Raw genomic sequence first — 20,525 nt, 5'->3', positions numbered from 1 at the left:
ACCGAACCCGGAAGTTAAGCACTGCCGCGCCAATGGTACTTGGGCTTAAGCCCCGGGAGAGTAGGTCACCGCCAAACCTAGTAAAAGCCCATATCTCTCTTACGATGAAACAAATCTGACTCTGACGCGGGATGGAGCAGCCCGGTAGCTCGTCAGGCTCATAACCTGAAGGTCGCAGGTTCAAATCCTGCTCCCGCAACCAGTGTCAGAAAACCCCAACCCAGCCCGTTCAGACTACTATTGATCCACTGGATCAATTGCTTAACGTCTTCACCTCGTCGTTATCAGGGCTTTCGCGGCCCCACTGCAGCCACGGTTCCTTCAAACCATGACCTGATAGTCAAAGGTGCAATTCCTACGCCCGAAACCATTACAGTCGAACGCAGTGCCAGACGAGCCGCTTCAGAGCGCACAGGTTGAACCTGTTCCTCCCGGAATAGTCTTTCCGTACGCCGTTCACCTCTGGCAATACTTTGAAGCCGCGCCTAACCAGTCGACGGGTAAGTTACACTAGAATTCGGGGTTTAAAGCGCTTGCGCGATCGACATAAATGGTGCCATGTAATGCAACTTGCGCACAGCCCCCAAGAACCGCCAATCACTTGGGATCATATAAATAGCCAATTCCCCTAACGGTTCTGATGATTTCAGGCTTTTCGGGATTGGCCTCCAGCTTGCGGCGTAATCTTGAGATTCTGATGTCGATGCTTCGGTCGAAAGGGTCCCAGCTGCGGTCATGGGCCTGTTCCAGCAGCTGATCCCGGTTCAAGACACGCCCTTTGTTTTCCGCAAAGACCTTGAGCAGATTGTACTCCATCGCCGTGAGTTGAACCTCGGTCCCATCCGCGGCGAGAAGCTTTGCGGCCTCTTTATCCAAAGTGTAATCTCCAAACAGCGCGTAGTCTTCACCGGGTTTTACAGAAGACGCGCTGTCATTCATCGAACCGCGCCGCAGGATGGCCTTGATCCGGGCTTCCAGTTCACGCAGGTCAACGGGTTTGCCCAGATAGTCGTCGGCACCCATTTCAAGGCCGATGATGCGATCCACCACGTCGCCTGCTGCGGTTAGCATGATCACCGGAGTTGTATTCTCGGGGCGAAGGGACCTCAGGATCGAAAGGCCGTCTTCTTTCGGCATATTGATGTCCATGATCATGACGTCCACGGGTTCAGCGGCAGCAATTGCCCGAAGTTCTTCGCCTCCGGATGCCGCCGACACCTGGTAGCCGCGTTTGCTGAGGTATTCCTGCAGCATTTCGCGCACGTCGATTTCATCATCGCAAACCAGGATATGGGTTTTTTGATTATCCATCTGCTTCGTCCTTCCGGTCGGCAATCAGCTTCCCGACAAGTGTTCTGAGCTCAGTCGGCGAGACCGGTTTTTCCAGATAGGGCAGGCCGGAGTCCTGCAACAACCCCAAGGAGCTTTCGCCCATCGTGTCGCCGGTGATATATGCGGTTCTGGGCAGCATGTCGGGGAAGCGGGACACCAGCGCCTCGTATATCTTACGGCCATCTACGTCAGGCATGTTCAGATCGCTCAGGAAAACGTCATAAGCGGCGGATTGCAGGCGGTTCAGCGCCTCTTCGCCAGATGAGACGAAATCGACGTGAAAGCCTTCTCTCCTGAGAATTTCAGCATTCAACTCGCCCACCTCGACCTCGTCATCCACCACCAACACGCGGTGTTGAGCCACGGTCGGGACTGGGTCGTGCGGTTCATCAGCCTCATCTGTGTTGGACACCGCAACAGGCAGCGTGATCCGAAAACAGGTGCCCGACAGGACAGTTTGATCAAGCCTGATCTGCCCGCCATGAGACAGCACGATCCGGTGGCAAAAGGCCAACCCGATCCCGGTTCCGTCGCCAACCTCTTTTGTTGTGAAGAAGGGCTCAAAAATGCGGGGGCGGATGGATTTGGGAATTCCGGGGCCGTTGTCTTCGACCGTCACCTCGACCATTCCTGCGCCGGGATTGGCCGCCGCCGACAGGGTGATCCGGTCGCCAACACCGCTGGAAGTCATGGCCTGTTCTGCATTGAATATCAGGTTCAGGATGACCTGCGTCAGTTGATCGGCGTCCCCGGCAATCGGCGGCAAATCGGCGGGCAGGTTGCGTGTGATGCTGATCTCGCCCGAGGTGCTGCCATAGCCCGCAACATCTGCGGCGGTTTCGATCATACCGGGTACATCGACCTGTTCGATCTTGCTGGGCTGCTGGCGTGCCATCGCTAGAAAAGTCTTCACGATCTTGGCGCAGCGTTCCGCGGCACTGCCGATTTTTTCGATCCGGGCGGTCAGGTCGGGGTCCGTAATCTCTTCTTTCAGCATCAGCGAGTGGCCCACAACAACTGACAGCGGGTTGTTCAGTTCATGCGCGACGCCTGCCAGCAGCTCACCCAAAGCGGACATCTTTTCGTTCTGGAACAGCAGCTCTCGCTGTTTTTCAAGCTCTGCTTCGATTGCCAGTTCGTCCGTCAGATCGCGGGTGTTGGAAACGATGACTTCTTCGCCGTTGAACTCAATAAGGCGCGAAGAATCCGCGCCCCAGAACTTGCGCCCCTTTGCATCCACAAATTCCATGCGCCGGTCTTTCAGCGCACCTGCTTGTCGAAGGTCCTTTAAATAGCGATCCCGTTCTTCGGGGTCTGCGTAGTAGGATTTGGAACTTTTGTTGTCACCAAACAGCGCCTTGATTTCCGGCGTGGCAAATAGAACCTCGCCAGTGTCGGCATGCGTCATGTTGATAGCGGCCGGGTAGGCCTCCATCACCTGGCGGATCAGGGCGTCGGCTTCTTTCTGAACAGTCAGATCGATGATGCTGGTGACGATGACCTCTTCGCCCTTGTAGTCGATCAATTGCGAAGAAATGGACGCCGGAAATGTCCTTCCCTGCGCATTCACCAGATCGAGCTTGTAATCTTCGACCTGACCGTCAGCCAACAGCAGAGTAATAAAATCCGCGCGCTCTTCGGGGTTCAGATAGTGCTCTCGCGCAGATCTGGACGGCCCGAACATCTGCAGGGCCGCTGGTGTGCGATACAGGATCTGCCCATCGCCAATCCGGGCCATTGTCACCACTGCCGAACTGGCATCCAGAACCTGTCGGATCAGAAGATCGCCGTCGCGTTCTTCCACCTCGGCCTGTTTGCGGTCGGTAATGTCCTCGCGGGTGACGACAAAGCCACCCAGCTTGGTGGGATGGACCGAGACCAGATAGGTGCGCCCATCCGTTTCGGTCAGTTCAAAATCCTGAATGAACTCGATGCCGTTGACCAGCCTGTCAGAAACCCATTGCTGTTCGTTGCCGATGGCGTCAGCGTAGATCCCCCGGCGCGCGGTCTCACGCATGAGGATTTCCCAATCCAGACCGGGCTCCAACAGATCGGCAACCCCCTTGTTCATTTCGGCATAGCGTTGGTTGAACATCACAAGGCGACGGTCGTCATCATAAAGGGCGAACCCTTCCTTGAGCGATTCAATGGCGTCGCGAAGAAGGTCTCGTGCCTTCTCAATCTCTTCAAGATTGTTCGCCATGCCCATCGTCATCCTGATTTTCTAAGATACCATTGTTTCAGTGCCATTTCAAAATCGGCCTCTTGTGTTTCAATTGTTTCACAGCGCGCCCCGCCGCGCCAGCTTCAGCCCGAAAGCTGGTTGTTTTCGAACCGGATAGCCAGTTGTGTGAACCACTTCACCAAGCAACAACTGAAACACTTTGCGCCGCATTCAGAAATCACATTGAAACAATGAAAGGTCAGTTATTGCCCATCACAAACGCAATTGGGTAAGTACGATGACTATTTCATTTAACACTTCTGAACTCACCAACGCTCCTATTGTCGCGTTGCATTCTTCTGCTTCTAACGGCGGGCAATGGGGGCCGCTGGCAGCGGATCTGGACGGCCGCTTTTCGGTTCACGCCGTTGATCTGCCCGGCTATGGCCAAGCGCCCCTTACAGGTGACGCGTCCCAGACCGGTGCGGCCGTTTCCGCCATGCCGGTCATCCGCGAAATCGAAGCGATGGGTCGCCCTGTCCATCTGGTTGGGCATTCCAACGGTGGCGGTATCGCGATCAAGATCGCGCTGATGCGCCCGGATCTGGTGAAAAGCCTTACGGTTTACGAACCCGCCGCCTTTCATTTCCTCAAGCATGGGACTGAAGACAGCAAAGACCTGTTTCGGCAAATTCAACTGGTTGCGGCCATGGTGACGGCGTCGGCAGCAGACGGCAATCCCGCTGCGGGTATGCGTCATTTCCTGGATTTCTGGAATCAAAAGGGGTTCTGGGATGCGCTTCCAGCGCCTGCGCAAGATCGGTTCAGCGGGATGATCGCGTCCATCATGACCGACTTTGCCAATGGGTTTGCCGAGACCTGGACATTGAAGGATTTGGCCGGGATCGAAGTTCCGACGCTGGTCATGACCGGTCTGGAATCTCCGGAAATCGCTCAGCACACGTCGGTTGCGATCGCCAAGGCCCTGCCCAACGCACGGATCGCGCTGCTGCCAGAGCTGGGCCATATGGCACCGGTCTTTCAGCCCGACTGGGTCAACCCAAGAATTCTTGAGCACGTGGCCAGTGCGGAACGGCCCGTCATGAATATCAGCTGGCCGGATCGGAAAGCTGCTTAACCCGCATGTGACGATGCGAATTTTCAAAACCCGCTGGTGTCAGGCCAGCATACCATCAAAAGGAACAAAATCATGGGTATTCAAACAGCTATCGCCTCTACAACAGACTTTACGGCAATCAAGGCCAAGCAAAACGTTGCCTGGGGATCTGGAGATTACAGCAAGGTTGGCGTCACCCTTCAAATCACCGGCGAAGAGCTTGCCGAGGCCATGGACATGACCCCAAGCGCCAAGGTGCTGGATGTCGCGGCCGGGAATGGCAATGCCACTCTGGCCTTTGCGCGGCGCTTTTGCGACGTGACCTCGACCGACTATGTCGAGGCCCTGTTGGAGGCCAGCAGCCAACGCGCAAAGGCAGAGGGCCTGTTCGTGACCTACGAGGTGGCGGATGCGGAAAACCTGCCCTTTGCGGATCAGTCGTTCGACGCGGTTGTGTCCACCTTCGGGGTGATGTTCACGCCCAATCAACAGCAATCCGCGGCCGAACTTCAGCGCGTGGTCAAACCCGGCGGCAAGATCGGCATGGCGAACTGGACACCCGAAAGCTTTATCGGCCAACTGTTCAAGACCATCGGCAAGCATGTGCCGCCGCCCGCTGGCGTGAACTCCCCCGCGATGTGGGGCAAACAGGACTGGGTCGAGGACACCTTTGGAGACAAGTGCGAGGTTATTTCCTTCCGGCGCAAGAACTTTATGTTCCGCTACCGCTCGGCCGAGCATTTCCTGGAATACTTCCGGACGTTCTATGGCCCCATGCAAAAGGCCTTTGATGCGCTGGACGAAACGGGGCAGGCGGCATTGCAGGCCGACCTTATGGCGCTGATCGAAAAGTTCGACATCTCGACCAACGGTTCCCTGTGCATCTCGTCCGAATATGCCGAGGTCATCGCCCAGCGTCGCTGACGGTGTGACACGGTAACTCAACGCTCTTGCGGTTTTGCATCCAAGGGCGTTGAGACTTGGCGACCAAGGCATCTGGGTCGCGTTTCTTTATCGGTTTGTCAAAAGGGGTTTCGAAATGGCTGAACGCACACTTTACGAGAAATACGGCGGGTTCTCGAAGATCAGCAAGATCGTGATCTCATTCTACGACACGCTTTTGGACAATGATGAGGTTGGCCCCTTCTTCGATCATGTGGACATGACCAAGATGGTCGATCATCAGACCAAATTCATTGCCTCGCTGCTGGGCGGTCCGGAGTCCTACACAGACAACCAGCTTCGCCAGCTGCATTCTCACCTTGAAATCACGAATGCGCATTTCGATGAACTGGAAACGGTGTTGCAAGACGCTTTGCAAAAACACAACGTGGCTACAGAAGATATTGCGGCCGTTGTCGCCGAATTCGCGAAACGGCGCCCTCTGATTGTAGGTAAGCCATGACTATTGCAGCCATAAACGAACAACTGCTTCGCGCCATTGGCGTGGGCGTTGCCCTGCTCGACCGCCAGACACTGCAGTTCGGTTTTCGAAACGACACGTTTGACGAATGGTTCAGCGGCGACACCCCGTCGGATCAACTGCAACAGCTTTTTCCTGATCTCGATACTAGCGCGGTGCAGCAAAGCCTGCATGAGACCGGGCGGCATACGTCCGAGATCAGTTTCAAGAAAAAGCGCCGAACGCTGGTCATCGCGCTCGACTTCACGGTGGCGCATGATGACGTGCTAGTTCTGGTCTGCCAGAATATCACCCGCATCAAAGAGCTGGAATCCATGATCGATTCCTATTCGATGATGGTCGAGCGCAACACTCGCGAGTTGAAGCGCGAAAAAGAGCAGGTCGAAAAGCTGCTGCTCAACCTGATGCCACGGTCGGTTTACGAAGAATACAAAACCTTCGGCGTCGTCACGCCGCAGCTATACGATCCGGTATCCGTCCTGATGCTGGATTTCGTCGGGTTCACTGAAATGGTCGCCGCGCAAGAACCCAGCGTTACCGTTACGGAACTGAACGACATCTACAGTGCGTTTGATCGCATTGGTGAGCAATTTGGTTGCGAGCGCATCAAGACAATCGGGGATGCCTATATTACCGTGGCGGGCCTGCCTGATCCGACGCCGGATCATGCCAAGGCGATTGCCAACACGGCCATTCGGTTTGTGCGCTACCTGAACCGCCGCAACCTCAGCCATCCGCATCAGTGGCGGTGCCGCATCGGGTTGGCGTCAGGGTCTGTCGTTGGGTCCGTGGTGGGTATTCAGAAATATGTCTACGACATCTTCGGCCCCGCCGTTAATCTGGCTTCACGGCTTCAGGAATTCTCGGATCCGATGCAGATCACGGTTCAGGATGAGGTCGCGGATATTCTCAAAGATCAATTCGACCTCGAGCCAATGGGGTCCAAGGCAATCCGTGGATTTGATGAGCAGGAGGTCTGGCGTCTGGCCGACAAAAGCTGATGTCACAGCATCTGGCAAAACCCCAAAATCAGACCAACGCATACTGGGGCGAGATCGCTCTTGACGCCCACTTGACCTTCACATAGGAAAGCCAAACCGTGAGCGGGTATAGCTTAATGGTAAAGCCCCTGCCTTCCAAGCAGGCTATGTCGGTTCGATTCCGTCTACCCGCTCCAGTTGTTTCCCCTTAAATTTCTGCGTCAAATGGCCCTGTCGGACCAGCAATCAACTGGGTCCTGCTTGACCCCGGATGCCGCTGCCGCCAAGAAGCATGGACCCAGCAAAGTTCAGGAAACAAGGGCCCCACATGGCAAGACGGACTGAAACCAGTCAACCGACCGCACCGGCACCCGGGGCCAGCGAGGAACGCGCGACCTCCAAGAAAATCGGCGTGCTGCGGGCGCTCTGGCCGTTTATGCGGCCTTACAAGCTGTTGATGCTCGGTGCGACTCTGGCCTTGATTCTGACGGCGAGCATGACGCTGACCCTGCCTTTGGCGGTGCGCCGCGTGGTGGACAATTTCCGCATTCAGGATGGCGAACTGCTGGATTGGTATTTTCTGGCGGCACTGGTTATTGCGGGCATTCTGGCGGTTGGAACAGGTATCCGATACGCGCTGGTCACACGCCTGGGTGAAAGGGTGGTGGCCGACATCCGCAAGGCCGTCTTTGACCGCGTCATCGGCATGAGCCCCGAGTTTTACGAACGCATCATGACCGGCGAAGTGCTCAGCCGGATCACCACCGACACGACTCTGATTCAGTCGGTGCTGGGCTCGTCCGTCTCGATTGCCCTGCGCAACTTGCTGATGTTTGTCGGTGGTCTGGTGCTGATGCTTTTGACCTCGGCCAAGCTGACCGGGCTGGTTCTGTTGCTGATCCCGGTGGTCATTGTTCCAATCCTGGTTCTGGGCCGCCGCTTACGGGCAATCAGCCGCGAGAATCAGGACTGGATCGCCGCGTCCTCGGGCAATGCGGGTGAGGCCTTGGGCGCGGTCCAGACGGTTCAGGCCTTCACCCACGAACAGGCCAGCCGCGCGCAGTTCGATCAGATGACCGAGACGTCCTATGTCGTCTCGCTGCGGCGCATTCAGACCCGCGCGGTACTGACAGTCATCGTCATCTTTCTGGTCTTCTCGGGCATCGTCGGGGTGCTGTGGATGGGGGCCAATGACGTACGAAACGGGGTCATGACCGAGGGCGTTCTGATCCAGTTCGTGATTTACTCGATCATCATGGCAGGCTCGGTTGCCGCCCTGTCCGAAATCTGGAGCGAACTGCAGCGCGCCGCTGGCGCGACCGAGCGTCTGGTCGAATTGCTGCACGCGGAAGACACGGTGACCGACCCGGCGCAGCCCAAGTCGCTGCCTTTGCCTGTTCGCGGTGAGATCCGGTTTGAGGATGTTAGCTTCCGCTATCCCGCAAGGCCGGATGTGGTTGCGCTGGACAATCTGTCCTTGCAGGTGAAACCGGGGGAGACAGTTGCATTTGTGGGCCCCTCGGGCGCGGGCAAGACCACCGTGATCCAGTTGATCCAACGGTTCTACGATCCAAATGCAGGGCGTGTTCTGATCGATGGCGCAGACCTGCAGGATCTGGATCGGGCAGAGTTTCGGACGCATATGGCGCTGGTCCCGCAGGATCCGGTGATCTTCGCCGCCTCGGCGCGCGAAAACATTCGGTTCGGCCGTCTGGACGCCTCGGATGCCGAGGTCGAGGCTGCCGCGCGGGCCGCTGCCGCGCATGAGTTCATTGCGGCTTTGCCCGAAGGCTATGACAGTTTTGTGGGCGAGCGGGGCGTGATGTTGTCGGGCGGTCAGAAACAGCGCATCGCCATCGCCCGCGCTATTCTGCGCGACGCGCCGGTTCTGCTGCTGGACGAGGCGACCTCGGCCCTGGATGCGGAAAGCGAACGCGCGGTGCAGGGTGCGGTGGATCAGATGCGGGCGGGGCGCACGACGCTGATCGTGGCGCACCGTCTGGCAACCGTGAAAAAGGCAGACCGGATTGTTGTGTTGGAGGCCGGGCGTATCGTTGCGCAGGGCACCCATGACGATCTGGTGGCACAGGATGGCCTGTATGCCCGTCTGGCGCGGCTGCAATTCACCGACGGGGTCGCTGCGGAATGAAGTGACGTACCGAAATTCCCGGTTCCGCCGCAGCGTCATTCTACATTTTGAGCATTTTCGTCGCTAAGCGCTTGCTTGCGTCGGCAAGGTTGTGATCCCATCTTAGGACGGATCATAACCGCGTGTGGCGCGCGGGAGATTATAAGACGGGAGGAGCCACATGGCCTTTGTTGGGCTGGAAGACAAAACGCGTGTTGAACAGGAAATGCCGTGGGAGGATCGTGACCTGCCGGTTACGTTTCATCAATTGCTGTCACGGACAGCCGGGAAATTTCCAAATCACAACGCAGTCAGTTTCCAAATATTTTCAGGCCCCAATGACAAGGCCGAAACGCTGACGTGGTCGGACCTTCTGGGACAGGTCAATCAGGCGGCGAACCTGTTCCGCTCGCTTGGAGTTGGGGAAAAGGATGTGGTGGCTTATGTGCTGCCCAACTGTAACGAGACCCTGGTGACCATGATGGGCGGTGCCGTAGCTGGGATCGTGAACCCGATCAACCCACTGCTGGAGCCCGAGCAAATCGCAGCGATTCTGCGTGAGACGGGTGCCAAGGTCGTCGTGACGCTGAAGTCATTCCCGAAAACGGATGTGGCGCAAAAGGTGGAAGAGGCCGTTCGACACGCGCCCAAGGTCAATACCATTCTGGAAATCGACCTGAACCGCTATCTGACGCCGCCCAAATCGTGGATTGTTCCTCTGTTGCGTCCGAAGATGGGCGACAAGGAAAAGCTGGCCCATGCGGATTACAAGAACTTCAACAAAGAGCTGGCCAAACAACCGAAGACGCTGACCTTTGAGGACAGCAAGGAAGACCGCGTCGCTTGCTATTTCCACACCGGCGGTACGACAGGTATGCCCAAGGTGGCACAGCACAAGTATTCCGGCCTCGTCTACAATGGCTGGTTGGGTCATACGCTGCTGTTCGATGAAACTGACGTCATCATGTGCCCGCTGCCCATGTTCCACGTCTTTGCCGTCCACGTCATCATGATGGCGGCCGTTTCATCTGGCGCTCATGTAATCTTCCCGACACCGCAAGGGTATCGTGGCGATGGCGTATTCGACAATTTCTGGAAACTGATCGAGCGTTGGAAGGTCAGCTTCATCATCACGGTGCCCACGGCAATCTCGGCCAAGATGCAGCGCCCGGTAGATGCGGATATTTCTTCGGTCAAAACCGCCTTCTCGGGCTCGGCGCCGCTGCCGGTTGAACTGTTCCGCCGGTTCGAGGAAGCCACCGGCGTTACCATTGTGGAAGGCTATGGCCTGACTGAAGCCACCTGTCTGGTGTCCTGTAACCCCGTGGATGGCGAGAAAAAGATCGGCTCGATCGGTATCCCGTTCCCGTACACGGATGTAAAAATACTGCAGGACGGCCCCGATGGACCCAAGGAATGTGCAGCGGATGAGATCGGAGAAATCTGTATTTCAAACCCGGGCGTCTTTGCGGGCAACACCTATACCGAAGCCGACAAGAACGTGAACCTGTACCACTATGACAAATACCTGCGTACAGGCGACCTGGGTCGTTTTGACGAGGACGGTTATCTGTGGATTACCGGTCGTGCCAAGGATCTGATCATCCGTGGCGGTCACAATATCGACCCGGCCGAGATCGAAGAGGCGCTGTTGGGTCACGAAGCCGTTGCCTTTGCCGGTGCCATCGGCCAACCCGATGCGCATGCGGGCGAAGTGCCTTGCGCCTTTGTCGAACTGGTCGAGGGGGCCTCGGTCACCGAAGAGGCTCTGATGGAGTTCTGCAAGGTGCATGTCCACGAACGCGCGGCACAGCCCAAGCATATGACCATCCTGTCGGAACTGCCCAAAACTGCCGTCGGCAAGGTGTTCAAGCCTGATCTGCGCAAACATGCCATTACCCGGATCTACAACGGTGCGTTGGAAACGGCAGGCGTCGATGCGCGCGTGGTCTCGGTCATTGACGATAAGAAACGCGGCCTAGTCGCGCAGCTTGACGCGAACGGCGCGTCAGAGGACGATGTCAGCAAAGTGCTGGGGTCGTTCACCCGGCCATGGGAGTGGGCTGCCTGACCGGGAGGGAACATGGATTATGAACGTCTGATTGATGAGGAAACTTGGGCGTTCATAAGACGCACGGCGGAAAGCTATCCTGACGACGCGGTTGATCTGTCGATTGAGGATCAGCGCCGGGTTTATGACACGATGTGTCAGGACTTTCGCCAGCCCCGCCCAAAGGGTGTTGAAACACAGGACAGGCGCGCCGATGGCGTGCCTGTTCGCATTTATACGGCCGGAGATCCCACCCGGACTGTGGTCTATTTCCACGGCGGCGGATTTGTTGTTGGCGGGCTGGACAGTCATGACGACGTCTGCGCCGAGATCTGCGCACAGACAGGGTATCGAATCGTGGCGGTGGATTATCGGCTTTGCCCCGAACATGTGCACCCGGCGCAGTTTCAGGATTGCCTGACTGCGGTGAACTGGGTCGTGTCGGAATTCGGTGACCCTATGGTTCTGGCCGGTGACAGTGCAGGCGGCAATCTGGCCGCTGCGGTCGCCCATCAGCTTCGGGGGCAGGGGGCGGAAATACTCGGCCAGGTCCTGATCTATCCGGGTCTGGGCGGCGACAACTCGAAGGGTTCGTATGTCGAACACGCCCACGCGCCGCTTTTGACCCGCGACGAGATTCTGTTTTACGAGAATGTCCGCTGTGGCGGCCCCGCCCCGCACGACGATCCGACCTACGCGCCGCTTCACGACAGCGATTTCTCGGGCCTGCCACCGACCGTTGTTGTCACCGCGGATTGCGACCCGCTGCGTGATGATGGCTCGACCTATTGCGAACGTATCTCTGCCGCCGGCGGGCAGGCGCACTGGATCAACGAGGCGGGCCTGGTCCACGGATACCTGCGCGCCCGAACCTCGGTCAAACGCGCGGCGGACAGTTTTGAGCGCATCTCTGTCGCGATCGAGGCTTTGGGTCAGGGCATCTGGTCCTACGACTAAAGCCCAAGATCACGTCAGGAACGGTTTCCCCTTCATGGTGTCCGCAATTGGGGCGCCCATGCGGTTCAGGATCGTGGGCGCCAGTTGCACCTGTTCAATTACCGCGTCCGCGTCGGGCCCGGTTGCATCCCCGAAATAATACAGCGCAGTTTCCTGCTGCAATGGCCCGCGCCCGCCGTGGTGGCCGCGTTCATCCTGACCGTGATCGGCGGTTACGATGACGTCATAGCCCAATTGCCGCCAACGCGGGATGAAGGGGGCAAGCATTTCATCCGCGACAAAGCAGGCGTGGTCCATTTCCTCGCAATCATGGAAGAAGCGGTGGCCCATACTGTCCAGCGTGCAGGTGTGCAGAATGCCGTAATCCAACCCAAAGCGCAGGCACAGGTTGGTCAGGGTCGCATACAGATCGACATCCGACGGGGTCATCTGATTGGCGCTGCCATAGCCGGTCATGGTGTGGAACCGACCGTGGTTGATGGTCATGCTGTCCGGCTCGTCATATTCAACATCGCGGACATAATCGAACGGGTGGCGGTTGAAGAATTGCGACCAATAGCTGTGGGTCACGGCTCCGGTCACGCCACCGGCTTCGCGGACCTGACTGAACACGTCCTTATGGCTCAGGCGAAAGACGTTGCCGTTGCCGGTACAGCCATGTTCCTGCGGCGTCACACCGGTGTGGATCGAGGCATAGCAACTGGCCGAGGTCGAAGGCAGCACGGCGCGCAGTTTCCAGACCTTTGCCTCGCCACTGTCGACCCAGCCTTCCAGATTGCCGAACAGGCGACGGAAGTTGCGCCAGGGAACACCGTCCAGAATGATGAGAAGGAGTTTGCGGTCCATGTCAGGCGTCCTTTGCTACTGCTGATGCCTGTTTGACGCGCCGGGCCGCGCCGGGCAATGCGAAAAACGACATGTTGCCGGTCGAAGGCGCGTTGAAGCCGATGCCGCGATTGTGAGGTCGCCTGACCGCGCGAACGCATATGCTTCTGACCAGGCGAAAACACTCGGGACGAACCATGGCTAAAGTCTCAAAACGAAAAAAGGCGCAGATCGAGAAGGCGAAAGCCACTTCGGCACAGGGCGCGTCGCGTCGCGATGTTCTGAGGCTGGCGCGCAATGGTGCAATCGCTGCGGCAGTTGTGGGCGGCGGTGGGTTTTTCACGATACGATCCGTCCGGGCAATGCAGGCCGAGCATGACCTGACGCGGGTCGGGCAGGGCAAACCGGTCGTGGTGCAGGTGCACGACCCGCAATGTTCGACCTGTACCGCGCTACAGCGCGAAACCCGCAAGGCGATGAAGCAGTTCGGGGAATGCGATCTGATCTATCTGGTCGCCGATGTCAGCCAGCAGGACGGGGCCAGATTCGCAAATCAATACGGCGTGCCCCATGTGACCCTGTTGCTGTTCGATGCCGAAGGCGGGCTGCGCCAAACCTTGCAGGGGATGCGTTACCGGGATGAACTGAGGCAGGTTCTGACCCGACACCATCAACGCTACGGTCAAAAGGCCTGAGCCAAATGAAAACCGGCGGGCCATCGACCCGCCGGTTTCTTTCTAAGGCCCCGGATCAGTTCCCGGCGCTTTCCATCTTGCGATGGGCGACAACCTCTTCCAGCCAGCCCAGATGCATCTCGGGCACCGAGCTGAGCAGCAGGTCGGTATAGTCGTCGAACGGCGGGCTCAGCACCTGTGATTTCGGGCCATAGCGGACCACGCGCCCCTGATACATCACCGCAATGCTGTCGCTGATCGCCCGGACCGTTGCCAGATCGTGGGTGATGAACAGATAGGCCACGTTCTCGATCTTCTGCAGGTCGAGCAGCAGTTTCAGAATGCCATCCGCCACCAGCGGGTCCAGCGCCGAGGTGACCTCATCACAGATGATCATCTTGGGTTTGGCCGCCAGCGACCGCGCAATACAGACACGCTGTTTCTGACCACCGGACAGTTCTGCCGGATAGCGGTCGATGAACTTTTCGCCCAGTTCGATCTCGTCCAGCAACTCGATGATCCGTTTGCGCTTTTCCGCGCCACGCATGCCAAAGTAGAACTCCAGCGGGCGGCCGATGATCGTGCCAACGGTCTGACGCGGGTTCATCGCCACGTCTGCCATCTGGTAGATCATCTGCAACTCGCGCAGGTCCTCGCGGGTGCGGCCCTTGAGGTCGGACGACAGCTTGCGACCGGCAAAGGTGATCTCGCCATCGCGTGGCGGCAGCAGGCCGGTGATCACCCGCGCCAGTGTGGACTTGCCCGAACCGGATTCGCCCACAACCGCCAGCGTCTGCCCCGGATGAAGCTCGACGTTGACGTTGTGCAGCACGTCGAAATTCAGCCCCTTGTAGCGCGCGGTGATGCCGTCGACGGTCAGCACCGGATCCGGCGTGGGCTGTTTCTCTTCATGCTCAATCGAACGGACCGAGACCAGAGCCTGCGTGTACTCTTCCTTAGGGTTGTTGATGATCTGGTCGGTGTCGCCGTATTCGACCGTATTACCCATCCGCAAAACCATGATGTCATCGCTGACCTGCGCCACGACCGCCAGATCGTGCGTGATATACAGCGCGGCAACGCCGGTATCGGCAATGGCTTCCTTGATGGCCATCAGAACGTCGATCTGGGTGGTCACGTCCAGCGCGGTTGTGGGCTCGTCGAACACCACCAGATCAGGCTCGGGGCACAGCGCCAGCGCGGTCATGCAACGCTGTAGCTGACCGCCCGAGACCTGGTGCGGATACCGATCCCCGATATTGTCCGGATCGGGCAGGCCTAGCTTGGCGAACAATTCACGCGCCCGGCCTTCGGCAACCTTGCGGCTGAACTTTTTCTGTTCGACCGCTGCTTCAACCACCTGATCCATGATCTTTTTGGCCGGATTGAAGGACGCGGCGGCGGATTGGGACACATAAGTGACCTCACCCCCGCGCAGTTTGCGAATATCGCCATGGGACGTTTTCAGAATGTCACGTCCGTTGACCCAGACCTCACCGCCGGTGATCTTCACGCCACCCCGGCCATAGGCCATCGAGGCAAGACCGATGGTGGATTTGCCGGCCCCGGATTCGCCGATCAACCCCAGCACCTTGCCGCGTTCGAGGTCGAAATCGACCCCGTGCACGATTTCGATATCATGAGGCTTTTCGCCCGGCGGGTACACCGTCGCGCCAATCTTCAGCCCGCGGACTTTGAGAAGCGGTTCACTCATCCCCGGCCTCCTTTCAGCGATGTGGTGCGGTTCAGGACCCAGTCAGCCACAAGGTTGACCGAGATTGCCAGCGTCGCGATAGCGACTGCGGGATAAAGCGCCGCGCCAATGCCATAGACGATGCCGTCCTTGTTTTCCTTCACGATGCCGCCCCAATCCGCCAGCGGCGGCTGGACGCCCAGCCCCAAGAAGGACAGGGTCGAGACAAACAGAACCATGAAGATGAAACGCAGGCCCAGTTCAGCCACCAGCGGAGACAATGCGTTGGGCAGGATCTCCCGGAAGATGACCCAGACCTGGCCTTCACCACGCAGGCGGGCGGCCTCGACATAATCCATGACGGCGATGTCCACCGCGACGGCGCGTGCCAGACGATAGACGCGGGTCGCATCCAGCAGGCCCATGACGATGATCAGAACCGGAATGGTGACCGGCACCATGGCCAGAACCACCAGCGCGAAGATCAGCGACGGGATCGACATGATCAGGTCAACGGTCCGCGACATGACCTGATCGGCCCAGCCCCCCAGCACAGCGGCCAGAAAGCCCAGAACCGAGCCGGTCACAAAGCTTAGGATCGTTGCCGCCGTGGCGATAAAGATCGTCGTGCGCCCGCCATAGATCATACGGCTGAGAAGATCGCGGCCAATGTTGTCGGTGCCCAGCCAGAATTCTTTGCTGGACGGCTCCCACACGTCGCCGACCACTTCGGCCATGCCGTAGGGTGCCAGCAGGGGCGCGAACAGGGCGATGATAAAATACAGGACTGTGAAACCCAGCCCGATCATTGCAGAGATAGGGATGTTCTTCATTTCGGATGCCTCAGCCTTGGGTTGGCCAGAATGGCAACGATGTCTGCAATCATGTTCAGTCCGATATAGATGGCCGCAAAGATCACCCCACAGGCCAGAACAACGGGCACGTCACGTTTGGTCACATGGTCCACCAGATACTGGCCCATGCCGGGATAGACGAACACCACCTCGACCACGACGACGCCAACGACCAGATAGGCCAGATTCAGCATCACCACGTTCACAATCGGCGCAACGGCGTTGGGGAAGGCGTGACGGTAGATGACCTGAAAGTTGCTCAGGCCTTTCAGTTCGGCGGTTTCCACATAGGCAGACTGCATCACGTTCAGGATGGCGGCGCGGGTCATGCGCATCATATGCGCCAGCACCACGAGGGTCAGAACGATGACCGGCAACGCGATCGAGTTCAGCTTTTGCCCAAGGGACATGCTGTCGTTGATCATCGCCAGCGGCGAGAACATACCCAGCTTCACGGCCACGAAATAGACCAGCACATAGCCGATCAGGAACTCAGGGATCGAAATCGTCGTCAGGGTGACGGCCGAAATCATCTTGTCGGGCCAGCGGTTCCGATAACGAACAGCCAGAAGGCCCAGGAAAATGGCAAGCGGCACCGAGATAATCGCGGCCCAGAACGCCAGGAACAGAGTGTTGCTCAACCGGCTGCCGACGGATTCGGCAATATCAAGCTTGTTTGTCAGGGATTGGCCCAGGTCACCTTGTACGATGCCAACCAGCCATTCGAAATAACGGGTCAGGGCCGGACGGTTTAGGCCCATTTCCTCGCGCAGGTTCGCCAGCGCCTCGGGGGTTGCGGATTGGCCGAGAACCGCTTGCGCAGCGTCCCCGGGAAGGGCTTCAGTGAGGCCGAAGATCAGAGCCGATGCACCGAAGAGAAGCAGGAGTCCCAGCGCCAAGCGCTGGAACACCAGTTTGATGATGGGATGCATTATCCGGGGTCCGTTTTATGCGAACCACAATTTGCGCGAAACCTGACCGTTCATCAGCTCGCCGTTCGGGTCGGTTTCCCATCCATCCAGCGTATTGCTGGAGGCATCGACAAAGTTGTTGAACATCGGGCAGATCAATCCGCCTTCGTCACGCACCATCATACCCATCTGGCTGTACAGGCCCTTGCGCTTGTCAGCGTCCAGCTCGGCCCGTGCGGCAAACAGCAGATCGTCGAACGCCTGTACCTTGAATCGCGTGTCGTTCCAGTCTGCGGTCGACAGATAGGCGGTGGCATACATCTGGTCCTGAACCGGACGACCACCCCAGTACGAGGCGCAGAAGGGCTGCACGTTCCAGACCTCGGACCAGTAGCCGTCATTGGGTTCACGCTTGATCTCAAGCGGGATACCGGCCTGTGCAGCGGTTTGCTGGAACAGCGATGCGGCGTCCACGGCACCGGGGAAGGCCCCATCCGCAACGCGCAGAACAATGGGTGAGCCGTCATGGCCGGACTTCTTATAGTGCTCTGCCGCTTTCTCGACGCTGAACTCGCGCTGGGCGATTGTTTCATCGAACAAAGGATACGCCGCATTGACCGGCATGTCGTTCCCGACAGAGCCATAGCCACGCAGAACCTTGTCGACCAGTTCTTCACGGTTGATCGCGTATTTCAGCGCGGTGCGCAACTCGTTGCTGTCAAACGGGGCCGTGTCGCAGTGCATGATGAACACATAATGACCGCGGCCCGGTGTCGACTGGACCGTGATGTTTGGCGCGCGGCCCAGCAGGTCGGCGACCTTCGGCTCGATCCGGTTTGCAAGCTGAACCTGTCCACCCTGAAGCGCAGCAGTCCGTGCAGTCGCATCATTGATCACAACGTTTTCGACGCTGTCAAAATGGGCGTCGTCATTCCAGTAGTTGGCAAACTTGGTGAACAGGTGGCGCACGCCGGGTTCGTCGACTTCAACCTGGTATGGACCTGTGCCGATACCGGCGGCTGGGTTGTCCATGCCTCCATCGGGCTGAATCACAAGGTGATAGTCCGACAACAGATAGGGAAGGTCGGCGTTTGCTTCGGTCAGAGTAACCTGAAAGTTGTCGCCATCGGCCTTCATAGATTCGATGCCCTTCATGATGCCGAGGGCACCGGATTTCGAATCTTCGTTCGAATGGCGTTCCATGGTCTTCAGAACATCTTCGCTGGTCATGGTCTTGCCGTTATGAAACTCGACCCCCTGACGCAGCTTGAATGTCCAGACCTTGGCATCCGCGCTGCCTTCGACGCTTTCGGCCAGACGTGACTCGATCGTGCCGTCGGGTGCAACTTCGACCAGCGTGTCCCCAAAGTGACGCCCGTTCATGTACGGAACCGAGCTTGCATAGGTTGCCGGGTCCAGCGAGTTGGTGGACTCGCCGCCCTGAAGACCCAGTTTCAGATCGCCGCCTTTTTTCGGGCCTGCCGCCCGTGCGGCATCGGCAAACATTGTGCTGGCCATTGCCGCCGACACACCCAAGGCCGCAGCTTTCCCCATGAATTCGCGGCGCGTGAGTTTGCCCGCAGTGACCTGGCTGGCCATGTGCGTGAGTTGTTCGTTCATTTGGTGTATCTCCCTGTTGAGTGATGTGTGCCCTTGAGGGGCTTATTATTGACGCATGAGTCAACGTTGGCGTATTTCCGGCGACCGGGCAAGTTTTATTGTTCCGCGTGCATTGATGCCAGACGCAATCATATTTCCTGACCGCGGGCTGGCAGAGTTTCGTGTCGGCGGTGCTATCCGTAGTTCATGAAACAAAAGTGACGGGCTGAGCCCGAAAGGTGGGGTCCAAAGCGTCAGATCAGCCTCGGATTGCGACAATCAGGTCCATCACATTGGTACCTGTCGGCCCGGTCACCAGCAAAGCGTCCGCCTGTTCAAGGAATGTGCCGCTGTCTGCGGCATTCAGCGCCTGCTCGGCCCCCTCTGCCCAGGTTGCGCCTGTGATGACACCCCCGGCAGCGTTGGTCGGGCCATCGGTTCCGTCCGTTCCGCCTACGACGACGACCAGATCTTCGAGGCCCGAGATCTCTTTGGCCAGCGCAAGCGCAAGGGCCTGATTGCGCCCGCCACGGCCCGGAGAGTCCGGCAAAACAACCGTCGGCTCGCCACCAAAGACCATTGCGCCGGGTCCCATATCCCGCAGGCGCTGCCCGACATAGGTCGCAACCGCCAGATAGTCATCGTGAAGCGCTTCTTCATTGGCATGAACTTGCAGACCGGCCGTCTGCGCGCCCTTGGTTGCGGCGTCGCGGGCATGCGCGTTTGAGGCGATGATCCGGGTGCTGGCATCAAAGTCATATGTCCGGGGCAGGGCACCGATACCGGATCCGATGACGTTCAGATCGTCCCCGGGCACGTCCGAGATCGCCAATACCGTGGCCTTGCCGCCCTTGAAATGCGACAACAGCCCACCGCCTTTGACCCGCGACAGCTTGCGCCGTTCTGCATTCATCGCGGTGATGTCCAGCCCTTCGGCCAGCAGCTGTCGGTTCAGGGCGGCAAGGTCCTGCAAGGATTTACCGGGCACCAGATCCTCGGCCAGCGAGGAGGCGCCGCCTGACACCAGAAGCAACAGATGCGATCCCGCTGCCATCTGCTCCACCGCTTCACGCAGGGCGCGGCCCCCGTTGAGGCTGCGTTGATCCGGCACGGGATGAGAGGCCTCGATCACCTCAACCCCATCCGGCAGATCGCGCCCGTGATCGTCCTTGGTCACCACAAGGGTCGGAACATCCCCGAACTGATCCAAGGCTGCCCGTGCCATGGCGGCGGCAGGTTTGCCCACAGCCAGTATGCGGTCGGGCCGGGGAACACCGGGCAGGGCCGCTTTTGTCGCCGAGTACCCATCAACCGCCGCCACGCCAGCCCGCCAGAAATCGATTGCTTGTTCGGTACGCGTCATCAGTTTTCCATCCAGATCGTCACCGGCCCGTCATTGACCAGTTCAACTGCCATATCCGCCCCGAATTGCCCCGTTTCCACCGGGATACCATGCGCGGCGAGGTCTTTGGCAAAGGCTTCATACAGGCGTTCCCCGACATCCGGCGGGGCCGCCGCGGAAAAGCCGGGGCGGTTGCCGCTTGAAGTATCAGCCGCCAGCGTGAATTGGCTGACCACCAGGGCCGATCCGCCACTATCGACCATCGAGCGGTTCATCTTGCCCGCTTCATCCTTGAAGATACGCAGCCGGGCTATCTTTGCGGCCAGTTTCGCGGCCTGACTTTCGTCATCTCCCTGCATGGCGCAGACAAGGATCATCAGGCCGGGGCCGGACTGCCCGATAACAGACCCATCCACCGAGACCCTGGCATGTGAGATACGTTGTATGACTGCGCGCAAAGCTCTCCCCTTCGGTAT

General features: G+C 58.5%; 17 protein-coding genes, 2 tRNA genes and 1 rRNA gene. 11 read left to right on the top strand and 9 right to left on the bottom strand.

The window, feature by feature from the left end; genetic code table 11:
- Both rrf and ACR0AC_RS17510 read left to right on the top strand, forming a co-directional pair.
- Nucleotides 1-77, top strand: a 5S ribosomal RNA gene (gene rrf / locus ACR0AC_RS17515); the annotation flags it as partial.
- Between the two features lie 48 nt (nt 78-125).
- Nucleotides 126-202, top strand: a tRNA-Met gene (locus tag ACR0AC_RS17510).
- A 395-nt stretch (nt 203-597) separates the two neighbouring features.
- On the opposite strand, the gene ACR0AC_RS17505 is transcribed toward ACR0AC_RS17510, so the two are convergent.
- Entirely contained in the window at nt 598-1,311 is a 714-nt protein-coding gene (locus ACR0AC_RS17505) for a response regulator (protein ID WP_480875121.1), read from the bottom strand.
- Nucleotides 1,304-3,535 carry an ATP-binding protein gene (locus ACR0AC_RS17500; protein WP_480875117.1) on the bottom strand — a complete coding sequence of 744 codons (2,232 nt, stop codon included), beginning with the start codon at nt 3,533-3,535 and terminating at the stop codon, nt 1,304-1,306. Before ACR0AC_RS17500 ends, ACR0AC_RS17505 begins: the two co-directional genes overlap by 8 nt.
- A gap of 259 nt (nt 3,536-3,794) precedes the next feature.
- On the opposite strand from ACR0AC_RS17500, the gene ACR0AC_RS17495 reads away from it, so the two are divergent.
- The 8 genes from ACR0AC_RS17495 (at nt 3,795) to ACR0AC_RS17460 (ending at nt 12,151) form a co-directional block, all read left to right on the top strand.
- Nucleotides 3,795-4,634, top strand: coding sequence for an alpha/beta fold hydrolase (locus ACR0AC_RS17495; protein ID WP_480875114.1), 840 nt, complete (start codon nt 3,795-3,797; stop codon nt 4,632-4,634).
- 72 nt (nt 4,635-4,706) lie between these two features.
- The gene (locus ACR0AC_RS17490; RefSeq protein ID WP_480875111.1) at nt 4,707-5,537 is read left to right on the top strand and encodes a class I SAM-dependent methyltransferase; all 831 of its coding nucleotides are present in this window, start codon (nt 4,707-4,709) and stop codon (nt 5,535-5,537) included.
- Between the two features lie 115 nt (nt 5,538-5,652).
- The gene (locus ACR0AC_RS17485; RefSeq protein WP_480875108.1) at nt 5,653-6,018 is read left to right on the top strand and encodes a group I truncated hemoglobin; all 366 of its coding nucleotides are present in this window, start codon (nt 5,653-5,655) and stop codon (nt 6,016-6,018) included.
- Entirely contained in the window at nt 6,015-7,037 is a 1,023-nt protein-coding gene (locus ACR0AC_RS17480) for an adenylate/guanylate cyclase domain-containing protein (RefSeq protein WP_170455018.1), read from the top strand. The genes ACR0AC_RS17485 and ACR0AC_RS17480 overlap by 4 nt, the downstream gene beginning before the upstream one ends.
- A gap of 102 nt (nt 7,038-7,139) precedes the next feature.
- Nucleotides 7,140-7,213 (top strand) — tRNA-Gly (locus ACR0AC_RS17475).
- 131 nt (nt 7,214-7,344) lie between these two features.
- Nucleotides 7,345-9,165: an ABC transporter transmembrane domain-containing protein gene (locus tag ACR0AC_RS17470; RefSeq protein ID WP_480875105.1), complete on the top strand. Its 1,821-nt coding sequence runs from the start codon at nt 7,345-7,347 to the stop codon at nt 9,163-9,165.
- Between the two features lie 160 nt (nt 9,166-9,325).
- Nucleotides 9,326-11,215 carry an acyl-CoA synthetase gene (locus ACR0AC_RS17465; protein WP_170455014.1) on the top strand — a complete coding sequence of 630 codons (1,890 nt, stop codon included), beginning with the start codon at nt 9,326-9,328 and terminating at the stop codon, nt 11,213-11,215.
- A gap of 12 nt (nt 11,216-11,227) precedes the next feature.
- Nucleotides 11,228-12,151 (top strand): alpha/beta hydrolase, encoded by a 924-nt coding sequence (locus ACR0AC_RS17460; RefSeq protein WP_170624424.1) that lies wholly within the window; start codon nt 11,228-11,230, stop codon nt 12,149-12,151.
- Nucleotides 12,152-12,160: 9 nt separating this feature from the next.
- Here ACR0AC_RS17460 and ACR0AC_RS17455 read toward each other — a convergent pair whose 3' ends face one another.
- On the bottom strand, nt 12,161-12,997 hold the full coding sequence (locus ACR0AC_RS17455; protein WP_170455009.1) for an alkaline phosphatase family protein: 837 nt from the start codon (nt 12,995-12,997) through the stop codon (nt 12,161-12,163).
- A 176-nt stretch (nt 12,998-13,173) separates the two neighbouring features.
- Here ACR0AC_RS17455 and ACR0AC_RS17450 point away from each other — a divergent pair, with 176 nt between their 5' ends.
- Nucleotides 13,174-13,671 (top strand): thioredoxin domain-containing protein, encoded by a 498-nt coding sequence (locus ACR0AC_RS17450; RefSeq protein ID WP_170455007.1) that lies wholly within the window; start codon nt 13,174-13,176, stop codon nt 13,669-13,671.
- Between the two features lie 55 nt (nt 13,672-13,726).
- Here the strand turns inward: ACR0AC_RS17450 and ACR0AC_RS17445 are convergent, their stop codons facing one another.
- The 6 genes from ACR0AC_RS17445 to dtd form a co-directional block, all read right to left on the bottom strand.
- Nucleotides 13,727-15,364 carry an ABC transporter ATP-binding protein gene (locus ACR0AC_RS17445; RefSeq protein ID WP_170624420.1) on the bottom strand — a complete coding sequence of 546 codons (1,638 nt, stop codon included), beginning with the start codon at nt 15,362-15,364 and terminating at the stop codon, nt 13,727-13,729.
- A complete protein-coding gene (locus ACR0AC_RS17440) occupies nt 15,361-16,176 on the bottom strand; it encodes an ABC transporter permease (protein WP_170455004.1) in 816 nt (271 codons plus the stop codon). The genes ACR0AC_RS17445 and ACR0AC_RS17440 overlap by 4 nt, the downstream gene beginning before the upstream one ends.
- Entirely contained in the window at nt 16,173-17,129 is a 957-nt protein-coding gene (locus ACR0AC_RS17435; protein ID WP_170455002.1) for an ABC transporter permease, read from the bottom strand. Before ACR0AC_RS17435 ends, ACR0AC_RS17440 begins: the two co-directional genes overlap by 4 nt.
- Nucleotides 17,130-17,144: 15 nt before the next feature.
- The gene (locus ACR0AC_RS17430) at nt 17,145-18,728 is read right to left on the bottom strand and encodes an ABC transporter substrate-binding protein (protein WP_170455000.1); all 1,584 of its coding nucleotides are present in this window, start codon (nt 18,726-18,728) and stop codon (nt 17,145-17,147) included.
- A gap of 238 nt (nt 18,729-18,966) precedes the next feature.
- A complete protein-coding gene (locus ACR0AC_RS17425; RefSeq protein WP_480875099.1) occupies nt 18,967-20,070 on the bottom strand; it encodes a glycerate kinase type-2 family protein in 1,104 nt (367 codons plus the stop codon).
- The gene (gene dtd, locus ACR0AC_RS17420; RefSeq protein WP_480875096.1) at nt 20,070-20,507 is read right to left on the bottom strand and encodes a D-aminoacyl-tRNA deacylase; all 438 of its coding nucleotides are present in this window, start codon (nt 20,505-20,507) and stop codon (nt 20,070-20,072) included. The genes ACR0AC_RS17425 and dtd overlap by 1 nt, the downstream gene beginning before the upstream one ends.
- Nucleotides 20,508-20,525: the final 18 nt, after the last annotated feature.

This window comes from Ruegeria sp. H7 (assembly GCF_056532945.1).
Note: the sequence above shows the minus strand (reverse complement) of the source record. Positions and strands in the feature narration are given on the sequence as shown.